The 22,520-nt window shown below is 34.3% G+C and carries 27 protein-coding genes and 1 riboswitch; of the genes, 18 read left to right on the top strand and 9 right to left on the bottom strand.

Translation table 11 applies throughout. From position 1 onward, the window contains the following. Positions 1-343: 343 nt before the first annotated feature. A complete protein-coding gene (gene pgeF / locus H9635_RS05660) occupies positions 344-1,105 on the bottom strand; it encodes a peptidoglycan editing factor PgeF (RefSeq protein WP_191699174.1) in 762 nt (253 codons plus the stop codon). An 88-nt stretch (positions 1,106-1,193) separates the two neighbouring features. On the opposite strand from pgeF, the gene H9635_RS05655 reads away from it, so the two are divergent. Genes H9635_RS05655 through H9635_RS05645 form a run of 3 tightly spaced genes read left to right on the top strand, consistent with a single transcriptional unit; the run spans position 1,194 to position 2,591 of the window. Further along, the gene (locus tag H9635_RS05655) at positions 1,194-1,622 is read left to right on the top strand and encodes an ATPase (protein ID WP_191699173.1); all 429 of its coding nucleotides are present in this window, start codon (positions 1,194-1,196) and stop codon (positions 1,620-1,622) included. Then, positions 1,606-2,292 carry a DUF771 domain-containing protein gene (locus H9635_RS05650; protein ID WP_191699172.1) on the top strand — a complete coding sequence of 229 codons (687 nt, stop codon included), beginning with the start codon at positions 1,606-1,608 and terminating at the stop codon, positions 2,290-2,292. The genes H9635_RS05655 and H9635_RS05650 overlap by 17 nt, the downstream gene beginning before the upstream one ends. Continuing rightward, entirely contained in the window at positions 2,289-2,591 is a 303-nt protein-coding gene (locus H9635_RS05645; RefSeq protein ID WP_191699171.1) for a DNA primase, read from the top strand. The genes H9635_RS05650 and H9635_RS05645 overlap by 4 nt, the downstream gene beginning before the upstream one ends. A 50-nt stretch (positions 2,592-2,641) precedes the next feature. Here the strand turns inward: H9635_RS05645 and aspA are convergent, their stop codons facing one another. Further along, a complete protein-coding gene (aspA, locus tag H9635_RS05640; protein WP_191699170.1) occupies positions 2,642-4,066 on the bottom strand; it encodes an aspartate ammonia-lyase in 1,425 nt (474 codons plus the stop codon). A 222-nt stretch (positions 4,067-4,288) separates the two neighbouring features. On the opposite strand from aspA, the gene H9635_RS05635 reads away from it, so the two are divergent. The 6 genes from H9635_RS05635 (at position 4,289) to nadD (ending at position 9,967) form a co-directional block, all read left to right on the top strand. Then, positions 4,289-4,813: a dehydrogenase gene (locus H9635_RS05635; RefSeq protein ID WP_191699169.1), complete on the top strand. Its 525-nt coding sequence runs from the start codon at positions 4,289-4,291 to the stop codon at positions 4,811-4,813. A gap of 184 nt (positions 4,814-4,997) precedes the next feature. Further along, positions 4,998-5,468, top strand: a complete 471-nt coding sequence (locus H9635_RS05630) for a DMP19 family protein (protein ID WP_191699168.1) — start codon at positions 4,998-5,000, stop codon at positions 5,466-5,468. A 444-nt stretch (positions 5,469-5,912) separates the two neighbouring features. Continuing rightward, on the top strand, positions 5,913-6,731 hold the full coding sequence (locus H9635_RS05625; protein ID WP_191699167.1) for an NUDIX domain-containing protein: 819 nt from the start codon (positions 5,913-5,915) through the stop codon (positions 6,729-6,731). Between the two features lie 119 nt (positions 6,732-6,850). Further along, positions 6,851-7,759, top strand: a complete 909-nt coding sequence (locus tag H9635_RS05620; protein ID WP_191699166.1) for a cysteine hydrolase family protein — start codon at positions 6,851-6,853, stop codon at positions 7,757-7,759. Positions 7,760-7,813: 54 nt separating this feature from the next. Then, positions 7,814-9,277, top strand: coding sequence for a nicotinate phosphoribosyltransferase (locus H9635_RS05615; protein WP_191699165.1), 1,464 nt, complete (start codon positions 7,814-7,816; stop codon positions 9,275-9,277). Between the two features lie 54 nt (positions 9,278-9,331). Then, positions 9,332-9,967: a nicotinate (nicotinamide) nucleotide adenylyltransferase gene (gene nadD, locus H9635_RS05610; protein WP_191699164.1), complete on the top strand. Its 636-nt coding sequence runs from the start codon at positions 9,332-9,334 to the stop codon at positions 9,965-9,967. Positions 9,968-10,054: 87 nt separating this feature from the next. Here nadD and H9635_RS05605 read toward each other — a convergent pair whose 3' ends face one another. From H9635_RS05605 to H9635_RS05595, 3 genes are all read right to left on the bottom strand, one after another. Next, complete coding sequence (locus H9635_RS05605; protein WP_191699163.1) at positions 10,055-10,588, bottom strand: GrpB family protein; 534 nt, start codon at positions 10,586-10,588, stop codon at positions 10,055-10,057. A 2-nt stretch (positions 10,589-10,590) separates the two neighbouring features. After that, positions 10,591-11,067 (bottom strand): hypothetical protein, encoded by a 477-nt coding sequence (locus tag H9635_RS05600; protein ID WP_191699162.1) that lies wholly within the window; start codon positions 11,065-11,067, stop codon positions 10,591-10,593. A gap of 92 nt (positions 11,068-11,159) precedes the next feature. Next, on the bottom strand, positions 11,160-11,375 hold the full coding sequence (locus tag H9635_RS05595; protein WP_191699161.1) for a hypothetical protein: 216 nt from the start codon (positions 11,373-11,375) through the stop codon (positions 11,160-11,162). Positions 11,376-11,502: 127 nt separating this feature from the next. Between H9635_RS05595 and H9635_RS05590 the strand changes: the two genes are divergently transcribed. Continuing rightward, positions 11,503-12,291 carry a lipid II flippase Amj family protein gene (locus H9635_RS05590; protein WP_225231135.1) on the top strand — a complete coding sequence of 263 codons (789 nt, stop codon included), beginning with the start codon at positions 11,503-11,505 and terminating at the stop codon, positions 12,289-12,291. A gap of 69 nt (positions 12,292-12,360) precedes the next feature. Continuing rightward, complete coding sequence (locus H9635_RS05585; RefSeq protein ID WP_191699160.1) at positions 12,361-12,705, top strand: NIPSNAP family protein; 345 nt, start codon at positions 12,361-12,363, stop codon at positions 12,703-12,705. Positions 12,706-13,211: 506 nt separating this feature from the next. On the opposite strand, the gene H9635_RS05580 is transcribed toward H9635_RS05585, so the two are convergent. Continuing rightward, a complete protein-coding gene (locus H9635_RS05580; RefSeq protein WP_191699159.1) occupies positions 13,212-13,781 on the bottom strand; it encodes a hypothetical protein in 570 nt (189 codons plus the stop codon). Positions 13,782-13,951: 170 nt separating this feature from the next. Further along, positions 13,952-14,401: a hypothetical protein gene (locus H9635_RS05575; protein ID WP_191699158.1), complete on the bottom strand. Its 450-nt coding sequence runs from the start codon at positions 14,399-14,401 to the stop codon at positions 13,952-13,954. Positions 14,402-14,570: 169 nt separating this feature from the next. On the opposite strand from H9635_RS05575, the gene H9635_RS05570 reads away from it, so the two are divergent. The 4 genes from H9635_RS05570 (at position 14,571) to H9635_RS05555 (ending at position 16,577) form a co-directional block, all read left to right on the top strand. After that, complete coding sequence (locus H9635_RS05570; RefSeq protein WP_191699157.1) at positions 14,571-14,750, top strand: hypothetical protein; 180 nt, start codon at positions 14,571-14,573, stop codon at positions 14,748-14,750. Between the two features lie 119 nt (positions 14,751-14,869). Further along, positions 14,870-15,493 carry a signal peptidase I gene (gene lepB, locus H9635_RS05565; RefSeq protein WP_191699156.1) on the top strand — a complete coding sequence of 208 codons (624 nt, stop codon included), beginning with the start codon at positions 14,870-14,872 and terminating at the stop codon, positions 15,491-15,493. A gap of 206 nt (positions 15,494-15,699) precedes the next feature. Further along, the gene (locus H9635_RS05560) at positions 15,700-16,188 is read left to right on the top strand and encodes a tetratricopeptide repeat protein (protein ID WP_191699155.1); all 489 of its coding nucleotides are present in this window, start codon (positions 15,700-15,702) and stop codon (positions 16,186-16,188) included. Positions 16,189-16,310: 122 nt separating this feature from the next. Continuing rightward, complete coding sequence (locus H9635_RS05555) at positions 16,311-16,577, top strand: hypothetical protein (protein ID WP_191699154.1); 267 nt, start codon at positions 16,311-16,313, stop codon at positions 16,575-16,577. Between the two features lie 155 nt (positions 16,578-16,732). Here the strand turns inward: H9635_RS05555 and H9635_RS05550 are convergent, their stop codons facing one another. Continuing rightward, a complete protein-coding gene (locus H9635_RS05550; RefSeq protein ID WP_191699153.1) occupies positions 16,733-17,050 on the bottom strand; it encodes a hypothetical protein in 318 nt (105 codons plus the stop codon). A gap of 196 nt (positions 17,051-17,246) precedes the next feature. Between H9635_RS05550 and H9635_RS05545 the strand changes: the two genes are divergently transcribed. After that, positions 17,247-17,789 carry an RNA polymerase sigma factor gene (locus H9635_RS05545; RefSeq protein WP_191699152.1) on the top strand — a complete coding sequence of 181 codons (543 nt, stop codon included), beginning with the start codon at positions 17,247-17,249 and terminating at the stop codon, positions 17,787-17,789. After that, positions 17,779-18,948: an anti-sigma factor family protein gene (locus tag H9635_RS05540; RefSeq protein WP_191699151.1), complete on the top strand. Its 1,170-nt coding sequence runs from the start codon at positions 17,779-17,781 to the stop codon at positions 18,946-18,948. The genes H9635_RS05545 and H9635_RS05540 overlap by 11 nt, the downstream gene beginning before the upstream one ends. A gap of 152 nt (positions 18,949-19,100) precedes the next feature. Here the strand turns inward: H9635_RS05540 and H9635_RS05535 are convergent, their stop codons facing one another. Further along, complete coding sequence (locus H9635_RS05535) at positions 19,101-20,297, bottom strand: MDR family MFS transporter (protein WP_191699150.1); 1,197 nt, start codon at positions 20,295-20,297, stop codon at positions 19,101-19,103. A gap of 532 nt (positions 20,298-20,829) precedes the next feature. Further along, positions 20,830-20,908, top strand: a riboswitch (glycine riboswitch). Between the two features lie 159 nt (positions 20,909-21,067). Between H9635_RS05535 and H9635_RS05530 the strand changes: the two genes are divergently transcribed. Further along, the gene (locus tag H9635_RS05530) at positions 21,068-22,405 is read left to right on the top strand and encodes an amino acid permease (protein WP_191699149.1); all 1,338 of its coding nucleotides are present in this window, start codon (positions 21,068-21,070) and stop codon (positions 22,403-22,405) included. The last annotated feature ends 115 nt before the right edge of the window (positions 22,406-22,520 follow it).

Raw genomic sequence — 22,520 nt, 5'->3', positions numbered from 1 at the left:
CGTCGGGGATTTTCTAATAACCCGGTTGGATTTTCTAATAAATTGAAAAAAGTGCTAATATATACTTACTTTTTAGATGAATATTTCCTGTGTAGCCAAGTGCTAACATTTTCTAATAATCGGGTCAAATTTTCTAATATATTTCATAATGTGCTAATAAAATTTCGATTTGCTAATAAATCCGTCTAATGTGCTAATAAGCTGTTGAAATGTGCAAATATCTCCTGGAAATCTTCTAATATCCCGGCCGAAGTTTCTAATATCTGATATAAAGTTTCTAATAAAAATTCCTAGTTTTAGCGGATTTCTTCTAACGCAAATCTTTGTTTTCTAAAAGATAAATCTATTCTCTCCGCATAACAAAACTCAAATGTCTCCCTGTACCGCGGTCTTGGCGATGGGAAAATCCTTCATCATCCATAAACGTGCACATTCGGTCAATTGTAATATTCTCTTCAGGAACTCCTGCGAGCATACATTGCTTTTTCACGGTTAACTGATTATCGATATGGAATTTGCTTGTATCTTCATTCCAGTACATAAATTCATCCGCATAGCCGAGCGCTTTGAATTTCTCTTGCACATCTGCATCCACTTCAAATTTTTCCTGGCTAATTGCAGGTCCGATTAATACTTTTAAATCACGCAAATCACAATTTTCCTCTGTTTTTAAATGCTGGAGCAGCTTTAAAGTAATCTCTTTAATCGTACCTTGCCAGCCAGAATGAACGGCACCGACTAATTTAGTTTTTTCATTATAAAATAAGACTGGTACACAATCGGCAGTAAAGCTTGAGATCACGACATTCGGTTCATACGTATAGAGGGCATCGGTATCGGAAATGGCTGTTGAGTTATCTATTGTCCCTTTGCCAATTTCCGATTTTTCAACGTGGAAGAAGTTGGCGCTATGTGTTTGGTTGGCGCACACAAATCTTGATAAATCAGTTTGCAGCAGTGATGCGAGTTGCTGGCGGTTTTCGATAATATTGGCTTCGTTTTTGCAAACATGCAGGGCCATATTATTATCCTCGGCAAATGCTGAATCTTTGAGTGTAATACCCATTACTCGTTTTTCGTTGTTTTCATAAAATTTTATTTTCATTTTATCACCCCCTGTACTATACCCGCAAAAGCAAATTTTGTATAGGCAAATGGTGTTTGGTATAATGATGAAAAATAGGGGGAATCGGATGAAAAGTTGGCAAATCATTTTAACTGGTTTTTTACCTTATGTAATGGCGGTTATTGTTTTTATAGCGGTTGCAATTCCTTATACGAATGAAGCGATCACATTCGGTACGGCCGTGTCCATAATTATTTATGTTTTGCCGATTTACTTCTTTGTCGTCATCCCTTGGTATTATGTGCTGTACATCATGCGCAAACATTACAGCAAACGTGCACTTTTGTTCACAAGTCTTGTTTTTTGCGTCCTTCAGCCAATCGTTTTCGGAACGGTTCTAAAAGTACCGATCGGCAGCGCGGATTTTTTACTTTTTGTATCACCACCGTTTATAGTTGGCATAATGGTTAGTACACTGTGTATTAACTGGTTCTATAAAGAAGACATACAGCAACTGACAGATGGAAGGGGAGAGCCGATTGGAATTGACGATTGAATGGCACTATATCACAAAGTCTAAGCAGGAAATTATTTGGCGGAGTGAAGCGATTCCTGCAGCGCATGCCTATACACTTTTAATGGATATGGAAAAAACGGGTCGTACAAAAAATGTTGTAATGACAGATGAGCATGACAGTACATGGACATTAAAAGAACTGAAAAAATATTTAAAATCACTCGAAACAGAACCTTCTGAAGTAGAGGTGTATTTCGATGGCGGATTTCATAGGGAAGAAAAGTTGGCTGGTTTAGGGATCGTCGTCTATTATAAACAGAATGGAAAAAACTATCGTTTGCGAACAAACCGACTGGCGGAGTACTTAACATCGAACAATGAAGCGGAATATGCGGCGTTGAATCTCGCAGTTGAACAACTGGAGGAAATGGGTGTCCACCATCAAAAAGTGAAGATTTACGGTGATTCGCAAGTCGTCATCAATGAAATGAACGGCGAATGGGCAGTAACGGATAGTGTACTCACAACATGGGCGGATAAAATTGATGCGAAGCTCCAAAAGCTTGGCATTCGACCTCATTACGAATATATTGACCGCAAACTAAATGGTGAAGCGGATCAACTAGCTAATCAGGCGCTTCAGGAAATTGAAATATACGCGGATATCGACGTACAAAAAAGTAGGAAAAAGAAAGGTGATCTTTCATGATTCGATCTGTTGGCGCTGGGAGTTCAAGTTCAACGAACCAGACGCGTTCACGCAATATACAACAACAAACAACAGCCTTCCCGAAAATAGGAGAAGAGCAAGGTTTCGCACCAAAGCAGGAAAAGCTACGTACGGAAGAGTTCGAAAAAGCACCAATGATGGTTGGTGTAAAACCGAAAGCACAGCTAAAATCCATTTTTGACGAAATAAATGATGTCGTTAAGAAAAATGTGGATGGGGATCGTTTGGAAGTAAGTAAACGTGCTATTTCTTTAGCAAAAGAAACATTATTTAGTTAAAAAATAAGCGCCACTGGGAAATATAATTTCTCAGTGGCGCTTTCTTTATATTAAAGAAATACTTTTTTCTCAAAAGCACGTTCACCAGCAATACCTGGCTGTGTTAATTCAAATGGATTTAAAATAATATCCAATTGTTCGATTGTGAAATAACTATATTGTAGGCAAAGTTCACGTACAGATTTACCGCTATGAAGTGCTTCACGGGCAATCTGGCTTGAACGCTCATACCCTAAATGAGGAGCTAAAGCTGTTACGACACCGATTGATTGCTCTACAAAATCATGTAAACGTGCTTCATTTGCTTCGATATGATCTAAGCAGTACTTCGTGAATACTGTAAAACCGTTAGTCATAATTTCGATTGATTGTAACAGGTTGAATACTAATACCGGTTCCATTACATTCAATTCGAATTGTCCTGCTTCTGAAGCAAGAGAGATCGTAACATCATTACCGATTACTTGGAAGGCAATTTGGTTAATCACTTCTGGCATAACTGGATTTACTTTACCAGGCATAATCGATGAACCAGGTTGGCGTTCCGGTAAACGGATTTCTGCAAAACCGGCTTTTGGACCTGATGCCATTAAGCGTAAGTCATTACAGATTTTCGACATATTCATCATCGCGATTTTTAACATGGATGAAACTTCTGCGTACGTATCTGTATTTTGTGTACCATCGATTAAATTATCTACTTTAATGAATGGGAATCCACTATAAGCAGCAATGTTTTCTACAGCTAATTTCATATATTGTGTATCTGCATTTAAACCAGTACCGATAGCAGTTGCACCGATATTGATTTGCAGCATTGTTTGCTGAGCTTTTTTAATACGGGCAATATCACGTGCTACTACTGCCGCGTATGCACCAAATTCTTGACCTAAACGGATTGGTACTGCATCTTGTAAATGAGTACGACCCATTTTTACAATGGAATCAAATTCTACTGATTTTTGAATGAAACTATCACGCATTACTTCCATCGCCATAATTAACTTATCTAAAGTAGCTACTGTTGCGATATGAATAGCAGATGGGAATGCATCATTTGTTGATTGAGCCATATTAACATGGCTGTTAGGACTGATGATTGAATAAGTACCTTTTTCTTCCCCTAGTATTTCTAACGCACGGTTAGCAATGACTTCATTGGCATTCATGTTCATTGAAGTACCTGCGCCGCCTTGAATTGGATCTACAACGAATTGATCGTGTAAATGCCCTTTAATAATATCATCAGATGCTTGCGCAATCGCATTAGCAATTGTTGCGTCTAATTTACCGATCGCTGCATTCGCAAGTGCTGAGCTTTTTTTCACAATGGCAAATGCGCGGATCAATTCCGGATGCATAGTCATTTTTGTGATGGGGAAGTTTTCTATTGCACGAGTTGTCTGAACGCCGTAATATGCGTCCTTTGGAATTTCTAATGTGCCTAAAAAGTCTTTTTCAATACGTGTACTCATTTGTACGAACCCTCCAAGAGAATGGTGTAATAGTTGGATAAACAATTACATTATACGTCAAAAAAACTTAAAAGCTTACTTGCTGAATAATAAGATTATTTGACGTGTTCATGTGAACTTTAAAAAGTTATTGTCGAATTTCATTATAAATGTATTCTAGTCGATTACGAAACTTTTTTCTGCTTTATGCGACTAATTAAGAAAGTAGTGAGGTGAAATTCAATGAACAAATGGTTACCATACATGTTTGCACTAATTTTGTTATTAGCTGCCTGTAATACAGGTGAGAAGACGGGAAATTCGGATGAAAACAGTGGGGAAGACGCAGCGGAAAGTAATATTGACTATGAACTACTGCACCATTTAGACTTCATGCCTCCAGAGGTGGGTTCAAGTATTTCAATTGTACAGGATGAAAAACTTTATTTAAAATGGGCTGAAATTTTTGAATTTGATACTGTCCCTGACATAGACTTTGAAACGGAAGAAGTTCTTTTTGTAACGGCCTATTCAGATGGCTGTGGCAGGGTACTTGAACATGTAAAAAAAGAAGAAGAAACTTTAATTGTAAAGCTTAATTTTCCTGAAAATATCCGTAGTGGTAAAGAAATTGTATGCACGGAAATCGCACTCGGCAATACTTATGTCGTTAAAATGGAAAAAACAAACACGACAAAAGGGAAGTTAATTGATATTAACCGGACAATTCTTGAAGATGATGCGATTGTTCAAGAAAAATTGCAATAGAATGCGTTTGTTTCGGGGGTTCTTCAGTATTCTGCGAATCTATAACGTAAGCACGAATTGAAGTGCCCCTAATAATTTTTGAAGCGGGATTATACGGAAGATAAGTTAACAATTTATGGTTTGAAAAGGTATACTTCAATTAAGGCAATATTGAACTTGTACAAGATCAATTGGAGGGAATACTATGAAACCAAAAATGCAAAGAAAAGATTTAATGAGCAAGACAGATATCTCAAACGCTGTAATGGGTGTTTTAAGTGAATCAAGATTGTCATCAGAAGACCCTATTTTAAATAAAGCATTCATTGTCTATCATTACTACTCTGAACTCGAAAGTGGGGGCCACGAAAGTTTATTCAGATGGTTTGGACAGGAAATTAATGAGATGGGAATAGATAATTACTTGAATAAACTAATTGGCGTCCTTGAGGAAATAGGCGCTCACAATTATGCAATGATTGAGAAGAAGTATGGTAAAAAGTTATGGAGCTTGTACGTTGCCTTAGAAAATGATGAAATTGAAGAAGACGAGTTTTATAGTGTCGTCGAAAAAGCGACAGATGACTATTACAAGCTTAATGATGAGTTGAGAGTGTTATTGGAAATATATTTTGTTGAGATCTATTCGGATTTGATTGAAGTAGTGGAGGATTGAGTATTCTTCTACTATCGATACATAAGTAAACACAATGATATTTTATTTAGGGGGAATTTTGATGAACACTACAAATAATAAATGGAACATCTCTGAAGTAAAAACGAGCTACTTTGTATTTTTTGGTGCCGCGATTGGTGCGGTTGTTGGGTTAATAGCTTATGTGAAGGAATGGTTATAACAAGCTTATTACTCTTAAATACGAACTGCCCAAGATCAGGCAGTTTTTTTTTGTTTCGCTAAAATGTCCTTCATGCTTACTTAGGAATTTCCACACCTTAAATGTAACCATAAGAAAATACATTATTTTTTTCTTGCAATTCATTAAATCATCGTATATATTTAAATTAACAAATTGTTAATTGTTAATAAAAAACATACACTTATTCTTTAAAACGGATTTGTAATATCAAGTATGAATATTCTCACTTAGGAGGAATTAAAATGGCAAAGTATCATTCAGAAGAAGAAGCATTAAAAAATTATGACACAAGTAAATACCGCACACCCGAGGGTTACACATCAGACATCGCCATCTTTACACTTTTACCAAACGAACAATACAAAGCAAAAGATGAAAAAAGTTCGAAATATTGCTTAGCTTTAATGTTGATTAAACGAGCTGGACTTGACGCAGAAGGCGAACCGAATATTGAAGGCAACAAGTGGGCATTACCCGGTGGCTTCACACAAATTGAAGGGGATAAGGGAAGTGCTTTTGAATCAGCGAAACGAGAGTTATTAGAAGAAACAAGTATTAAAGGTGTTCATATTAAACATTTCGGCGTGTACGATACATTTGGTCGTGATAAGAGAGGTTGGATTATTTCAAACGCTCATTATGCGATTGTACCTGAACAACATATCCAAGACCGAAGAGCAGCAGATGATGCAGCGGAAGTGCAATTATTCACGATTGATGAAGTGTTTAAATTGGACATTGCATTCGACCATCGTCAAATTATCGAAGATGCAATTTCATCAGTTAAAAAAGATATGCAACAAACAACAGTAGCAAAAAACTTCTTACCAGTAGAATTCAAGTTAGAAGAATTGCGACAAGTATTATTAGCAGTGATTGATGACAACGTGGTAAACACAAAATCTGCCTTTTTCCGAAAAGCACCATCACTTGATTTCATTGAAGAAGCAAAAGACGCACAAGGGAATCCAAAAGTAACCGAACCAACAGGTAAAAATAAACGACCTTCAAAATTGTACAAATTCGAAGAAGTTGAGCCTGTACCGTCCATTTGGAATTAAGTTCGATGACAAAAATTTCAAATTTCAATTTTTAGCATTTAAAAACGATTATTTTTTATAAAAAACAATTAACAATTACTGAATTGTTATTAATGATTTTAAAAAAGGAGTGGGATGTAATGAAGACAAATTTTGAAAAGATTGTTCATATTGAGAAAATAGGAAAAGCGAATACAGCGAAGCTTAACGATTTACTAACATTAGCAAAAAAAGAAAAATTCAAACCTTCTGTTGAAGATAAAGAAAAGGTGTTATTTATCGGTATCGATTTTCAAAACGATTTCATGGAAAACGGAGAACTCGGTGTACTAAATTCCCATAAAGATATTGAAAATACAACACATTTCCTCTATCGAAATTTAGAAAAAATCACCGACATTGCAGTATCTCTTGATACGCATGAATTACACCAAATCTTCCATCCTTGCTGGTGGGTGGATGAACAGGGGAATCACCCCAAACCATTTACGATTATCACAGCAGAAAATGTAAAAACCGGTAAATGGAAAGCTATTAATTACGAAAAAGCAAGTGCTGATTACGTAGAGAACCTTGAAAAAATCGGTAAAAAGCAATTATGTATTTGGACATATCACTGTATTGAAGGTACATTCGGTGCAGCTTTAGAAGGGCAATTCTCAAATATGATCCATTTCCATTCGATTGTACGAAAAACACCGATTCAAAAAATAACCAAAGGAAAAGACCCGTTAAGCGAAATGTACGGTATTATCAAACCGGAATATTCTCTTTATGCAGAAGGCGAAAATAATGAGTTCTTATTATCTCTTAAAAATTACGATAAAATCTTTATCGCAGGAGAAGCGAAATCACATTGTGTATTAGAATCGGTTCGTCAAATCGTTGAATTTTATGACCATAACAAAGAACTTACGAAAAATATCTATTTATTAGAAGACTGTACGAGTCCTATTGCTGGATATGAAGAAACAACTGAACAAGCATTTCAAGAATTAGAAAAAACATATGGCATTCAACGTGTGTTATCTACGGAAGTGACACTTTAACAGGGGGCGGGTTTTCTCGCTCCTAATGATTACAAACCTTAGGAGGGAATTTTGATGAAAAAATATCAAGACGATAGCTTAACGCTTCACACAGACCTTTACCAAATTAACATGGTGGAAACATACTTTAAAGACGGTATTGCAGAAAAAAAGGCAATCTTTGAAGTGTATTTCAGAAAATTACCGTTCGGAAATGGTTATACAATTTTTGCGGGCTTAGAACGTGTAATCCAATACTTAAAAGGATTTAAATTCTCAGGAAGCGATATCGACTATCTTCGTGAAGAAGGTGGTTATGATAAAGAATTTTTAGACTATCTAGCAAACATGCGTTTTACAGGGGATATCCGTGCGATGAAAGAAGGGGAATTGGCTTTTGCGAACGAACCACTAATTCGAATAGAAGCACCACTTGCTCAAGCTCAAATCATCGAAACGGCAATTTTGAACATTGTCAATTATCAAACACTCATTGCGACAAAAGCGGCTCGTATTAAACAAGTGGTTGGTGAAGACGTTGCGTTCGAATTTGGTACACGTAGAGCGCAAGAATTAGATGCGGCTATTTGGGGTACAAGAGCAGCATATATAGGCGGGTTTGAAGGTACGAGTAATGTTCGTGCAAGTAAAAAGTTCGGCATCCCTGCTGTTGGTACTCACGCCCATGCATTGGTACAAACTTATCAAGATGATTATACTGCATTCAAAAAGTATGCGGAAACACATAAAGATTGTGTGTTCTTAGTGGATACGTATGACACGCTTCGTTCAGGTGTACCTAATGCTATTCGTGTAGCTAAAGAAATGGGCGATAAAATCAATTTCGTTGGAATTCGCTTAGATAGCGGAGACCTAGCTTACTTATCAAAAGAAGCAAGAAAAATGTTGGATAAAGCGGGTTACAAAAAGGCAAAAATCACTGCTTCAAACGATTTAGATGAATATACAATTATCAACTTAAAAGCACAAGGGGCTAAAATTGATACATGGGGAATTGGAACAAAATTAATTACAGCTTATGACCAACCCGCACTTGGCGCGGTGTACAAAATGGTTGCGATTGAAAATGACCAAGGGGAATTTGAAGATACTATTAAAATTTCAGGAAACCCTGAAAAAGTATCAACACCGGGATTAAAAACACCTTATCGCATTATTAATGTAGCAAGTGGGAAAAGCGAAGGTGATTATATCGCGCTCGATACAGAAAACCCAGAACAAGAAGAACGATTAAAAATGTTCCATCCCGTTCATACCTATATTTCAAAATTCGTAACGGGTTTTAAAGCGAAAAAACTCCACGAAGATATCTTCGTTGCGGGAGAACTTGTATACACAATCCCTAACATTGAAGAAATCGAGATGTATGCAAAAGAAAACCTTACATTACTTTGGGAAGAGTACACACGAACATTACATCCAGAAGAATACCCTGTAGATTTAAGTCAAAAATGTTGGGATAAAAAAATGAAAAAAATCGAAGAAGTTAAAGCGAAAGTGCAAGAAATGATTGATTAACTAAGGGGGGATGCCCCTCCTTCCAAGTTTTTAAAAAAGAAAAGAGGAAAAGACATGGCGAAATATGGATTTTTAGGAAGTGCATTTGACCCTATTACAACAGGGCATTTAAATACTATTCAAGAAATGTTGGAACGAAAAGGGTTTGATAAAATCTTTTTAATGCCATCGAATAATCACCGAAAAGATAAAGATATGCACGTCAGCGATGAACATCGTGTAAATATGATTAAATTAGCCATCGAGGGACATAGCAAGTTTGAAATCGAAGATATCGAATTGCACCAATCTCCGTGGAATATTCAAACATATAACACAATGCGAAAATTACGAGAAATGGAAAAATACAAAGGACATGACTTGTATTTCTTAATGGGAGCAGACTTGCTTCGCGACATTGCGAGTGGCGAAAAGTGGTCACACAAAGAGGACCTTTTAAAAGAAAATAAATTCGTTGTGATTCGAAGAGAAAACATTGATATGCATGAAATCATTGCGAAAGATAAATTACTTCGAAAATACGAAGAACACTTTGACTTCATTTATTGGCAAGTAGACAACAATATCAGTTCTTCTTACATTCGTGATGAGTTTGAAATCGGGCATCACCCAAAATTCTATATGCCTGAAAAAGTGTACAAATATATCGAAGAACATCAATTATACGGATTCGTTCCGGAAAAGGATTAACCATAACACAAATAGTGTTTGTAGGAAATCATATCCTACAATAAGCATTAATTCAAGTGATTCTGGATTAATGCTTTTATATTGGAGTTACTTACTTTTCATCTTCTCAAAGACAGATTGTACAAATTGCTCTTTATAATCTGTATAGGATTGAATGCCTTTTAGTTCTGTACTAAAGAAGGATTCTTTTAGGTTCTCATACTGTTCTTTAACATCTTGATGAGTATTCAAATAATCTCTGAAGAATAGCATTTGGTTCCATTTTTCCTTTTCCAACTCAACAATATGAATAAAATGCGTTTTTATTTCAAATGTTTCATCCGTAAACTTGGCACAAACAATTTCGTTTGGTCTTTCAACCTTCAACCTGTAATAGCCTGCATTTTGAATGTTTTTGAAAAATGTTTTATCAAGTGCAGTCAAACTGTCGACACCTATTAAAATATCAATAATCGGCTTAGCTCGAATCCCCTCAATAGAAGTACTTCCAATGTGTTCAATTTGGTTTGGTTTCAAATTTGTATTTTGAATAATTTCCGTTTTTGCTTTTTCAAACTCAGCTTTCCAATCCGGATCATACGGTACAATGACAACCTCATTATTTTTTAAGCCTAACTTCATGTTTAACCCCTCGCATCTATAATTGATTTTTTACGCCCTTCTAAATAAAAAGATACGATAGCCGGAATACATAGTGCCGCTAATAACGTCCATACATTGAAAAATAAATCATTTGTATAAGGATTAAGGTACCCGATTTCATATTCAAAATAAGGTTGAGCCACTCTATTAAAATCTATTATTCGATATAAAGTGAAACTTATGAGGGCTAAAAATAGTATGGTATAACCCGTAATAAAACGTCTTCTATTCACTTTATATGTATTATGGATCTTCTCAAATACGAATATCATTGAAAATAAAAAGTAGAAAATAAATGGCATAGGCCACAGCATAAAAAATAAACCAGGATTGCCATTACTCCACAATGGATTACTACCATCAGGATTGAAATTTGCTGTCATTTGATGCACAATCCATATCGCGCCAAATGTAACTAAGCCTGACAAGAAAACACTGATTATAAAGAAAACACGCATAAATTCTCCTCCATCTCAGGTGACTATCTATTATTCTACCTTTAATACTAGTTTGAATCATCTGAAAAGTTATCAATTTTTCAGTGGATCATTTAAATTTTTTTCTTATTGTATTTTATTAATGAGTTAATACCTAACCAGATTGATATCACTACACCTGCCGAGAAGAAACTAATATAGCCAATGCCCCTACCTTCTGAAATACCTTGAATGACTACAATTCCTGTAAGAAGCGCTTGAAAAAAGCCAATATAAATAAATGCATAATAAAATTGTACTTCATTTTCTTTATTGATATATTTCTTCAATTTAATCCTCTCTTTCTAAATACAAATGTATGAAAGCGATGCAACTAGTTTACAATTAAAACGTCGAAATGTAAAAATAAGGATATGGCAGGTGGGGGCAATAGATCTTTTAACAGAAAAACTCATAATGATTGCTTTATTTATATTAATCATTCACTCGATAGAAACATTAGCGTACGCAGTGCGACTTTCTGGCGCTCGTGTTCGCTTATTAGCATCGGCATTATCCCTTTTTAATGTAATGGTGATGGTTTCAAGATTATCTAACATGATGCAGCAGCCATTTACAGGGAGCTTGATCGATAATGCTCCTGCTGATCATGCTTTACAATTTGTCGAGCATCAATTCCGATTTCTTATAGGCTCAGCTTCACTCGGTACGTTGCTTGGTATTATTTGTTTACCGACCTTTGTAGCCATTTTTTCTAGAGCGATTATTCATTTAGCTGATGAAAGGGGTTCAATCCCAGCTTTATTGAAAAAAGGTTTTACATTCGACTATATAAGTAGGGGATTCAAACATTTACACAAGCCAAGCCTGTCATATTTACGAGGAATAGGGATACGTGATATTCCAATAAAGCTATTTATTATTAATATTGTCATTACTGCTGTTTATACAATAGGGGTGTTATCGGCTTTATATGCTAGCTTATTGGTTCCTGAATACAAAACAACTGCGATTATGGCTTCAGGATTAATCAACGGTATAGCCACAATGTTATTAATTATATTTATTGACCCAAAAATATCTATTTTGGCTGATGATGTCATTAATAAAAAAGGAAATTATTCTGATTTGAAAAGAGCTTCGGTTATGATGATGAGTTCAAGACTTTTAGGAACGTTATTTGCCCAACTCCTATTTATTCCAGGAGCGCATTATGTTGCTTGGTTTGCAAAATTCATTGCATAGTATTTTTAAATAGAAATGCTTTTAAGAGAAAATAGGGTTAAATTTAATTTTTTGATGGAGGGTGTTCAAATGTTCTATCGTAGAAAATATTACGTTGTAAAAAATGAATTTGTAGACCGATTTAATCATCACTTTAATCAAACCAATTTACCTAATCAATTGAGCCATGGTAGTCGGCTCATTGGTAGATGGATGAAACCGAATGATGATCATACTACAGAAATTTTTGCTATTTGGGAATATGATAACTATGAGGCTTATATTGAAATTGAAACCAAAATAAAAGCAGATCTCAATCACGTAAATAAAATAAAAAAATGGTATGAAGAAAATGGTGGGAGAGATTACGTTTTATCGAAATACATATTACAAGTTAAAAATGAAGAATTGATTTCTACGGTAACTATGTCTTGAGGATTACTATTTCTAACGATTAAGATAAAACTCCTTTGAGAAAGGAAAAGGTCATTATTAACAACAGTGTAAATGACACGCTAAGCAGCATTATATTTAGACAGTAAACTCTCTAGATAAATGGCGATTAAAATGACACAGTATTCCAAAAATATCCTCAAACCATTGCCAGGGATGAATTATAGTTCATCACCATAAGTTGGGGATGACAAAATTGAAAAAATAAGAATTGCTACGGAAAAACTCGTTGAAGCTGTTCGTTGTACTACATTCCGGGCGACGTGACTACAAAGCTTTTGTAAATTGTATTGCGTAATGATATAAATAGCGGAAGGAATTTCCGCTATTTTGAAAATGACATAAAAAATAGACGAAATAAGGGAAGAAATTTCCGTTATTGACTTAAAAAACATGAAATTTCAGGTTTTTATATAAAATAACGGTAAATCGTTCCCTTATTTTCCCCAAAATACGCTTCATCCTTTAAATAACGGAAAAATTTACCCTTATTTTAGGCGGGTACTGTAATTCCACTTTAAATCATTGATTAAGTTATCACTTTCGTATCCGTATTCATATAATTTATTGCCGTTTTTATCTAAAGCTACTGCATTGAGCTGGTCAATTTGCTTTGTAAAGGGTAATAGAAAATATACGATTTCATCCTTCGTAATTTTTTTACTTTCAATTCCAAATTCTGTATCTAAGCTAATTGAAGCCACTTTCTCATCAAGAGAATGAACTATAAAGATCGTCGCTGTTTCGTCTTCATACTGAATACTCATTCCACCAATGGTCTGTAAACTATCTTTACTATAAGGAATTACTGTTGAACTATTGCTATGGTAAATTAAGTTGTTTTGATTCACATAAACGGTTCTATATTGTTGTTTACTGTCGCTTTTAAATAAATAAAAACTATTTGAGTCATTTTTATATTCGCCAATAAGTTCAAAATTCTTCGTTACAAATGAATTTGCTTTTGCGGCTGCCAAAGGTGTAAATCGATATCCACCAAAAATAAAAAAGACGATACATATAACTATTAGTGCAAAGCCTAAACTTGCTTTCTTCATAGCTCATCCCCCTTCGATTAATAATACCAAATTAGTTCGAAGGGGGGATGGAAACGTTAATTATAGGTAAAATATGTTAATTTAAAGTTATCTTAAATCTTATGTGACAATATAAGAGAAAGCCAGTCATCACCCTGAAGGAAAATGACTGGCTTCATAAATACAAAGATTCAATTACTATTAATTACTTCTTTTTCATTTTCTATTATTTCTTTAAAATTTTCTAAGAAATTTACATCATTTATAATCCCAAATTTTTGGTTTTTATCAGAAAGCACTATTATCCCCTTATCTACATCTATATAAAAAGCAAAATTTGAGTTTAAAGAGAAATTAATACGATAATGGTATTCTATTTGAGAATCTTTATTTTTTTTAAATGATAGATTTTTAAAGCTTTCAATAAGCAATTTTTGCTGTTCTGCTGGAATTTCTATAGTTATTAATTCAAGGGGATTATGTTTAATTTTTATAACTTCCATCTCTCGATTAACTGCACTAAAGTCAGGATTTCCTAAAATTTTATTAGCTGAATATGTTTTGTTATCAATCATAAATTTCAACCCCAAAACACCGACTAAAATAACGATAATAACTATTAAAATGTGTTTCCTTTTCAAAATTACACCCCCTGCAATTTATGTAATTATATGGTTAAATTAAATTATAAATCAACTAAAAGTCTCCATTCAGTAAAACTTGGTCATTTATTAACGTTATATTAGGGACAGGAAATATTTAGACATTTGCAGGCATAATTAAAATAAAATTAATTTGGAGGTACCTAGTATGAAAAATTCTTTATATTTATTTATTTCAATTTGTTTAATGCAGTTATTTATATTAATAAACGTAACTTTTTTAAACGGTGAATATGATGGATTAATGATGTGGTTATGTAGTGGCATCTTCATTTATGCATGTGCAGTTTTTGGATTAAGTCGTAGAGATAAAAATGCGTCTAACTAATAGGGGTGACTTCAAAATCGCTTTGGGAATGTTTAAAGTTAAAAAAGATATAGGCAGTTTTAGTGAATAATTTAAATAACACTTTCAAAGAAGGAGTGCTTAAGATAAGACTTTTAACTGTGCTATTACCAATCTTTATTTTAGTTGGTTGTAGTCAAGGAAATGTGGCAACTACAAATACAATTACTGATAAGAATACTTCTGAAGTATTGGGAACTGTGACACCTCAAGAATCACAATTATTAGTTGAATGGAATTTGGATGCTATGGATAGAGGAAATCACGACTTTAATACAATGTCACATTCTGAACTTGTTGTGGAGCCTTACAGTGAAAAACTGCAAAGAGGTGATGTCATTTATTATCAGATGCTTGATTCCGAACTTGAAAAGAATGAGAATCTCCCAAAAATGTATTTAGGAAGAGTTGTCGGATTGCCCAATGAAATCGTAAAGATTAAAGGTGGGCAAGTTTATATTAATGACGAAAAATTAGATACTTTCTATGGTGTGGCAATGAGCTTAGGATTAACAAAAGAAGAATATTTTGAAACAGTTGATTTAAAGAATATTAACAAAGAAGAAATGGAGCACTACTTTAATACATCAATGGAACCAATTAAGGTTAAGGAAAATACTGTTTTTGTGTTAGTTGATATGTGGTGGAGAGGAACGGACAGTAAAGATTTCGGTTTATTACCCGAAGAAAATATTCAAGGTAAAGTGTTAGGCTATAAAAAGTAAATTCTAAAATTGAATAGATAAATCTTAATATTAAATAACTTTCCCAAATGAAAAGTTAGGAAACCAACACCCCCCGTTCAATAGAATAGGGGGTGTGTTGGTTGCTTATGAACAGTAAGTACCCAATGAGGCTATGGGAAGGTTATAATTCTAATAACTGTGTAGTTTAGTTTTAGTGAAAGAAGTATGAAAAGAGGTTATTTACATTGAAAGAAGAAAAGCTTATAAGAGCACTTGAATTACGAAAAGATAATAAAAAGAAAGAATCTAATCAATTACTTTTGAAAATAGTTGAGGAATACCCTGATAATGCATTGGTTAACTATCAATGCGCTTGGAGTTTTGATATTTTAGGAGAAGAATCAAAAGCAGTTCCCTTTTATGAAAGGGCAATTAAGTTAGGGTTATCTGGTAAAAATCTAGAAGGAGCAATATTGGGACTTGGAAGTACATATAGAACATTAGGAGAATACGAAAAATCAAAAAATTCATTTCTTAAAGGAATCGAATTATTTCCAAATAACAGAGCAATTCAAGTATTTTATTCAATGACCCTGTATAATTTAAACGATCATAGAAAAGCGATGGAAATTTTATTGAAATGCCTGATAGATACCACAACAGACTCTGAAATACTTAATTATAAAAAAGCAATCAATTTCTATGCTGATAAATTAGATGAAGTATGGAAATAGGTTGTAAAAATTTGTACTTATACAAAAGCGTGCTTAAATAAAACAAGATCAAAAAGTATAAAAAAAAGACCCCATAAACGTTTCTAATTCGAAGTTTGGCCACACTCATTAGAGGTGATATTTTGAAAAAGGTAATAATCGGATTGAGCAGCATAGTAATTATAATGATAGCTGCGTATTTTTTAGTGCCAAATATTATGATGAAGAGTGTAAAAGATAAAGTAATTGAACATAATCCTGAAATTGAAAATATTATTACGATAAATCATATAAGCTCTTGGGGTGAATGGTTTTCAGAATACGTATTGGTAGTTGAGATTGATGGACAAAAATTTCAGATTTGGTCAAATGACAAGGGTGATATAACAGATAAAGAAGCTTTAGACTAACGAAAGTCTTCCTAATGGTTGTTCATTAATCAATTATGGTTCCCTTTTTAGCTTTTCGACTGGTGTAAAGACGACGTTAATACCTAATTGTTCTGAATCACTTTCTAACTCTTTTAACGTTAGGGGACCCTTTACTTTGTTTTTATTCATTTCAATTATCCAATAAGAATACTCAGCATCAATAGATTTTTTGGTGGTCCTTCTACACCTCGTCCGTTTGACTTTAAGTGCAATTGTTTTGCGATAATATACTGTTCATTCCACCATACAGCAGTCACTTCAGCTGGTACATACAAATAGTTTATTGTATTTTCCTTTCCATCATTTACTGGTTCTTCTCCGTATATTTGAATTTGATGAGCTGAAAGTCTATCAATTCGATAACCATTCTCCAATGAAATTGTATAATCTGCTAATCCCGCACATCCAGATAAAATCAACCAAGATACAATCAATAAAATTAAATGTTTCAATGTTGTCCCTCCATTACAAAGCCTTTTACCCTTTATTTTAATACGTATAAAATGGGAATAAGTTCCTTCCTTAAAACTTGAAGAAATCGCTAAAATTTTCATCCTGCCCAAATAAACGAGTTAAATATTAATAAAAAAAGAAAAATTTGAGAGGAAATGAATTTTTTTTCGTTGTAGTAGTAGGGAGGTGAAACGAATGAATATGGACGAACTAGTCACACGGGTAAAGAACGGCGAAAGTCATTATTTCACCAGTATTGTCAAACATTATGAGCAGAAAGTTTTTACCACTGTTATACGAATAGTAAAAAATCATGCGACAGCGGAAGACATCGTACAGGATAGTTTTATAAAAGTATTTTATAGCCTACATAAGTATAAAAACACAGGATCTTTTAATGCATGGCTCTATAGAATTGTCGTTAATAATTGTTTTGATTATTTACGGAAACATAACCTGCAAATGATACATATTGATAGTGAGGTAATAAATAGTCATTATCCTGAAAAAATATTATTGTTACATGAAAGAAATGAGCAGTTAGAACAACTTCTTCAACAGTTGGATGAAGTTGAGTACATGGTGATATTGCTGAAATATGTAAATGAGCTAAGCTATGATGAAATAAGCGAAGTACTTCAAATTTCCTTAAATGATGTCCGTAACAAGTTACACCGAAGTAAAAGAAAACTTAGGTCAATTTCAATGAAAAAAGGAGGTTATTTTTATGAAATGTAATGCTTATTTGCTAGAAGATTATGTAGAAGGTTTTTTAGAAGAGATAGAACGAAATAAAATGGAAGCGCATTTGCATTCCTGTAAAAATTGTCAACTTGAATATGAACAGTTATTAAATGAACAAAAGACTTTAATTGCACAGCTCAATAAACCTAGAATGGCGAATAGCCAAGCTGATGCGATTATGCAACGTATTCAAACGAATGTAAAACATAAAAAATCTTGGCATACTTTAAAAATGAGTGTAATCAGTGCAGCCGTTATTATGCTAAGCTTTGTACTATATTCTTGGAACCGTACACCGAATGAATTGGCACAGCAGCCGTTTGATGAGCCAACACAATTAATAGAAACAAATAGTAACGTCCTGGAAGAACATTTAGAAGGTGAACAAGTCTTAGATTATAACGAGCCATTTTTGGATGTTTCAATCGATAAGGTTGAAGAAAATGGTGAAAACTATGATATTATTTACCGAGTTAAATTTAAGGAAAACTACCAGCAAGAGCAAAATAACTTATATAAGCAATTTTTAAATAAGTATCAAAATGTAGAAGTGGCAAATGAGCCTAAAATTGAATCTACACAAGATGACTTTTTTGGCACGGTAAGATCGATGGTTAAATTTGCCATTCGAGATGATAAGGACCAACTTATTTTAACTACTTGGAAAACAAAAGACGATGAACAACCGCTAATACCGAAATACTCTACTAGTGGTGGCGGTACAGAAACATTAGGTGAAATGATTTATACAACATCTGTTCCTAAGTATACGAACCCATCAACATTTGAAGTGCTGCGAATGGAAGCCTATGTTTTTGATTTATTTGAAACGGATGTGAATACGTCTCAACTACAAACATTTCAATATAATGACGTGACGTATGCAATAGATTCGGTAGAAATAGATAAAGGGTCTATGTATGTGAAAATATCTACAGAGGGCAAACCTGAAACAGTGCCGATATATTGGTATATCGAGCATAACAATCGTTTAATCGGTTTAAATAGTGGAGATCATAAATATATTAAAGGTCGTAGCACTTATATATACGAGTTTGAGAATTTTGAACAAATACCATCTAACTTAAAATTAGTGCCGGCTCCTGTAAAGAAATTCAAACAAATCGATCCAATTGTATTAGACTTACATTAAAAAATAGACTCTCACTTAATATACGATTTAGGTGAGAGTTTTTTGTATGTGGGAAAATCTTATCCAAATGTCATTTCTTTATAATTGATTAAAAGAATAGCTCCCAAAAGAATAACACATCAATATTTCAAAGGGATTGTTAATCTCTCTCTTCAATAAAGCTTGATATAAAAAACTAGACTAATAAACGCACATAGTAAAATAATACTGAAAATAATTAGTGGTCCAAAAAGGGCCGCTAAAATAACTGTGAATGGTGCCAACAAACGTCCAATTGTAAATTGCATGTTAGATGCAGCCATATACTGTCCTCTTGCATTTTCGGGGGCATATTCACTCACAAAATTGTATAGAACAGGCGCTCTTACAATTTCACCAAAAGTAAATATAATCGTTAGAAATAACAAGATCCATATATTTGTTGTAAAACCTACTGCAAACATACCAAAGCCTGCTAATAGACAGCTTAAAATAAACACATGCTTATCGCTCCAACCTTTTAACCATTTGGTAATAGGTAGAACAAATACTACAAATAAAATACCATTTAGTCCTAACATATAACCTAATACGTCTTTACTGGAAAGTTCGAAGTTTATAAATGAAACGATTGACTGATTTGGTACGTAATCGTAAATATAAACTGATAAGTATAAATCTAATTGCATAATCGCAATAACAGAGAAAATTCCTGCCAATAAATAATAAGAAAATTTATTGTCCTTTAGTATGATAATGTAGTCTTTTAATTGTTTTATTGGTGAAAATAAACCTTCATTTGAAGTCCAAGTTAGCGTTTCTTCAAACCAAAAATAGATAAATAAAAAGAAAATCATCAGTACAATAGCGCAGCTCCATAGCAGCAAATCACGGTAATCAAAAAATAACCATGCACCTAAGATAGGTCCTATAACTGCCCCTAAATTACTTCCTGTTAAAAATGTGGCAAATACTTCTTTTCTATATTCTGCTGAAACTGTATCTGCAACCATGGCATCGCTTGCCGGTTTATATAGACCCTTACCTATTGTAATTCCTAAAAAAGCAAAATAATCGAGCCAAATTATACTAGACGTAGCGAATAGAATAAACATAGTAAACTGAATACCTACGCCCCATAGCATCACGCTTTTTCGTCCAAATCTATCTGCAAATGAACCTCCTATGAGTCCGGTAATTAGGCTGAGAATTGGTGGAACCATCATCAACGCACCTGCCAAAGCCAACCCCAATGATTGACTAAAGTAAATCGCAATGAAAGGAAAATACATCCAATAAAATAAATTAAAGATTGTTTCTCCACAAAGTCTTACCTTTAAATTGCGTGTCCATATATTTTTTTTAACCATATAATACCTCATTGATTTATTTCGGCCGATGGGTTTATTTTAGATTTAAAAATATGGAAAATATAGACTTTAATAAAAAAATTTGATATACTAATAATATGAAAAACGAGTAAATACTACTTTTATTTGACGAGCACTATAAATAGAACATATATTCCTATTAGAACGAGTAAAACCACTGAACTAATCGTTTATTAAAACCGATTAGTTCAGTGGTTTTTTACATTTTAAAGCTACAAATCCTAAAAGTATCCCACTGAAAATGAAATATTCATTATCTTCAGTGGGATACTTTTTTTAGAATGAAAATTCTGCAACAGGTTTACATATTAGTGGAAACATTGATAAATTGCTTGTTTCGATTTACTTTTATTTTCTAACCATTGTGTCCATGCAAAATAGTTGTTAGTATTAATTATTGTACAATAATAGTATCGTGAGCGACCTGTTTGGAGTTGGAGGTTGCCGACAACAAATAGGGATTAATTACATACATATCAAGCGAAGATCGTCGTGGATAGCACTACTGACGGGAGCAGTTTCTGGAGAGAGCGCGTGTACCGCGTCGCCGAAGGGTTCATTATCTCAGGCAAAAGGACAGAAGACAGGAATAATAAGGGACGTTATTATTCTTATCTACAGGAACTGGTGAATTATCAGTTCCTTTTTTAATTTTCAGAAAACATGATTGGATGAACCGCGAACATTTACCTATTATTTTGCGCTGTCCTTGTGGCAGACAAAATACTTATCCTTTGGAGGAATTCGTTTTGGAACAACATGAACTCAAGCGCGATCTTAAAAATCGGCATGTACAACTAATTGCGATTGGCGGAACAATCGGTACAGGGCTATTTTTAGGGTCAGGAAAAGCGATCTCACTTGCAGGACCATCAATAATCATCGGGTATTTAATCGTAGGGATAGCTTTATTTTTCGTCATGCGGGCACTTGGAGAGCTCCTATTATCAAAAGGGGGCTATGCTTCATTTACAGAGTTCGCTACAGAATATTTAGGAGATTGGGCAGGGTACGTTACTGGCTGGACATATTGGTTCTGCTGGATTATGACGGCTATGGCAGATATTATAGCGGTCGGGATGTATACCCAATATTGGTTTGATATCCCTCAATGGGTGCCGGCCATTGCCTGTTTAGTAGTCTTACTTATCTTAAATTTACTGACTGTAAAATTATTCGGTGAACTGGAATTTTGGTTTGCTCTTATAAAAATTATTACGATCATTGCACTTATTGCAATCGGGCTTGTATTACTCATCATTGGATTTGAAACAGATGCCGGGAAGGTTGCCGTATCTAATCTTTGGGAGCATGGCGGTTTATTCCCGAACGGAGCATTTGGCTTCCTTATGGCTTTCCAAATGGTTGTCTTTGCATTTGTTGGAGTGGAATTAGTCGGGGTAGCAGCTGCTGAAACGGAAAATCCGCAAAAAAATATACCATCAGCCATTAATAAAATACCGATCCGTATATTACTGTTTTACGTAGGTGCGCTATTTGTTATTTTAACGATTAACCCTTGGGATACGTTAAGTGCTACAAGCTCACCGTTCGTTCAAGTATTTGCTTTAGTCGGTATTCCGATTGCGGCAGGACTTATTAATTTTGTCGTATTAACATCAGCTGCCTCTGCAGGAAATAGTGGGATGTTCTCAACAAGCCGTATGCTGTTTAGTTTAAGTAAAGGGGAACAGGCTCCGAAATCTTTCGGTAAATTAAATAAAAATGCCGTTCCGCAAAACGGATTATTATTTTCTGCAATCGTCGTATCAATCGGTGCGCTGCTTAGCTATCTGATGCCGGATGATGCCTTTAGCATTGTAACGACAATCAGCGCGATTTGCTTTATTTGGGTGTGGAGCATTATTTTAATCTCGCATATCATTTACAAAAAGCGCCACCCGGATTTGCATGCGAAATCGATATTTAAAGCACCATTAACGCCGTTTGTGAACTATTTGGTTTTAGCCTTTTTCTTCTTTCTATTAATTATTATGGCGATTTCAGAGGCTACAAGAACTTCTCTTATGCTGACGCCATTATGGTTTATTTTGCTATTTGTTTTATATGCAATTCGGAAAAAATAAATATAAGGAAGGCGCTCCGCATGTGCGAGGCGCCTTTTTTTGATGATTGACGAATAACGGGGTCAAAGTGGCGAATGTCAAATGAAGAGTGACGATTAAGAGAGGAAAAGTGACG

The sequence above is a fragment of the Solibacillus faecavium genome (genome assembly GCF_014836905.1).
In the GTDB taxonomy this organism is placed as follows: domain Bacteria; phylum Bacillota; class Bacilli; order Bacillales_A; family Planococcaceae; genus Solibacillus; species Solibacillus faecavium.
The sequence above is the reverse complement of the archived record's forward strand: the minus strand, read 5'-3'. Positions and strand labels throughout refer to the sequence as shown.

What these genes read in the sequence shown, in the direction of transcription:
- H9635_RS05585 (WP_191699160.1), top strand. Translation starts at nt 12,361, where the DNA reads ATGTTCTATCGTAGAAAATATTACGTTGTAAAAAATGAATTTGTAGAC.
- H9635_RS05600 (WP_191699162.1), bottom strand. Translation starts at nt 11,067, where the DNA reads ATGCGTGTTTTCTTTATAATCAGTGTTTTCTTGTCAGGCTTAGTTACA.
- pgeF (WP_191699174.1), bottom strand. Translation starts at nt 1,105, where the DNA reads ATGAAAATAAAATTTTATGAAAACAACGAAAAACGAGTAATGGGTATT.
- H9635_RS05635 (WP_191699169.1), top strand. Translation starts at nt 4,289, where the DNA reads ATGAACAAATGGTTACCATACATGTTTGCACTAATTTTGTTATTAGCT.
- H9635_RS05570 (WP_191699157.1), top strand. Translation starts at nt 14,571, where the DNA reads ATGAAAAATTCTTTATATTTATTTATTTCAATTTGTTTAATGCAGTTA.
- H9635_RS05625 (WP_191699167.1), top strand. Translation starts at nt 5,913, where the DNA reads ATGGCAAAGTATCATTCAGAAGAAGAAGCATTAAAAAATTATGACACA.
- H9635_RS05615 (WP_191699165.1), top strand. Translation starts at nt 7,814, where the DNA reads ATGAAAAAATATCAAGACGATAGCTTAACGCTTCACACAGACCTTTAC.
- H9635_RS05535 (WP_191699150.1), bottom strand. Translation starts at nt 20,297, where the DNA reads ATGGTTAAAAAAAATATATGGACACGCAATTTAAAGGTAAGACTTTGT.
- H9635_RS05540 (WP_191699151.1), top strand. Translation starts at nt 17,779, where the DNA reads ATGAAATGTAATGCTTATTTGCTAGAAGATTATGTAGAAGGTTTTTTA.
- nadD (WP_191699164.1), top strand. Translation starts at nt 9,332, where the DNA reads ATGGCGAAATATGGATTTTTAGGAAGTGCATTTGACCCTATTACAACA.
- aspA (WP_191699170.1), bottom strand. Translation starts at nt 4,066, where the DNA reads ATGAGTACACGTATTGAAAAAGACTTTTTAGGCACATTAGAAATTCCA.
- H9635_RS05620 (WP_191699166.1), top strand. Translation starts at nt 6,851, where the DNA reads ATGAAGACAAATTTTGAAAAGATTGTTCATATTGAGAAAATAGGAAAA.
- H9635_RS05645 (WP_191699171.1), top strand. Translation starts at nt 2,289, where the DNA reads ATGATTCGATCTGTTGGCGCTGGGAGTTCAAGTTCAACGAACCAGACG.
- H9635_RS05655 (WP_191699173.1), top strand. Translation starts at nt 1,194, where the DNA reads ATGAAAAGTTGGCAAATCATTTTAACTGGTTTTTTACCTTATGTAATG.
- H9635_RS05590 (WP_225231135.1), top strand. Translation starts at nt 11,503, where the DNA reads ATGATTGCTTTATTTATATTAATCATTCACTCGATAGAAACATTAGCG.
- H9635_RS05630 (WP_191699168.1), top strand. Translation starts at nt 4,998, where the DNA reads ATGAAACCAAAAATGCAAAGAAAAGATTTAATGAGCAAGACAGATATC.
- H9635_RS05605 (WP_191699163.1), bottom strand. Translation starts at nt 10,588, where the DNA reads ATGAAGTTAGGCTTAAAAAATAATGAGGTTGTCATTGTACCGTATGAT.
- H9635_RS05545 (WP_191699152.1), top strand. Translation starts at nt 17,247, where the DNA reads ATGAATATGGACGAACTAGTCACACGGGTAAAGAACGGCGAAAGTCAT.
- H9635_RS05580 (WP_191699159.1), bottom strand. Translation starts at nt 13,781, where the DNA reads ATGAAGAAAGCAAGTTTAGGCTTTGCACTAATAGTTATATGTATCGTC.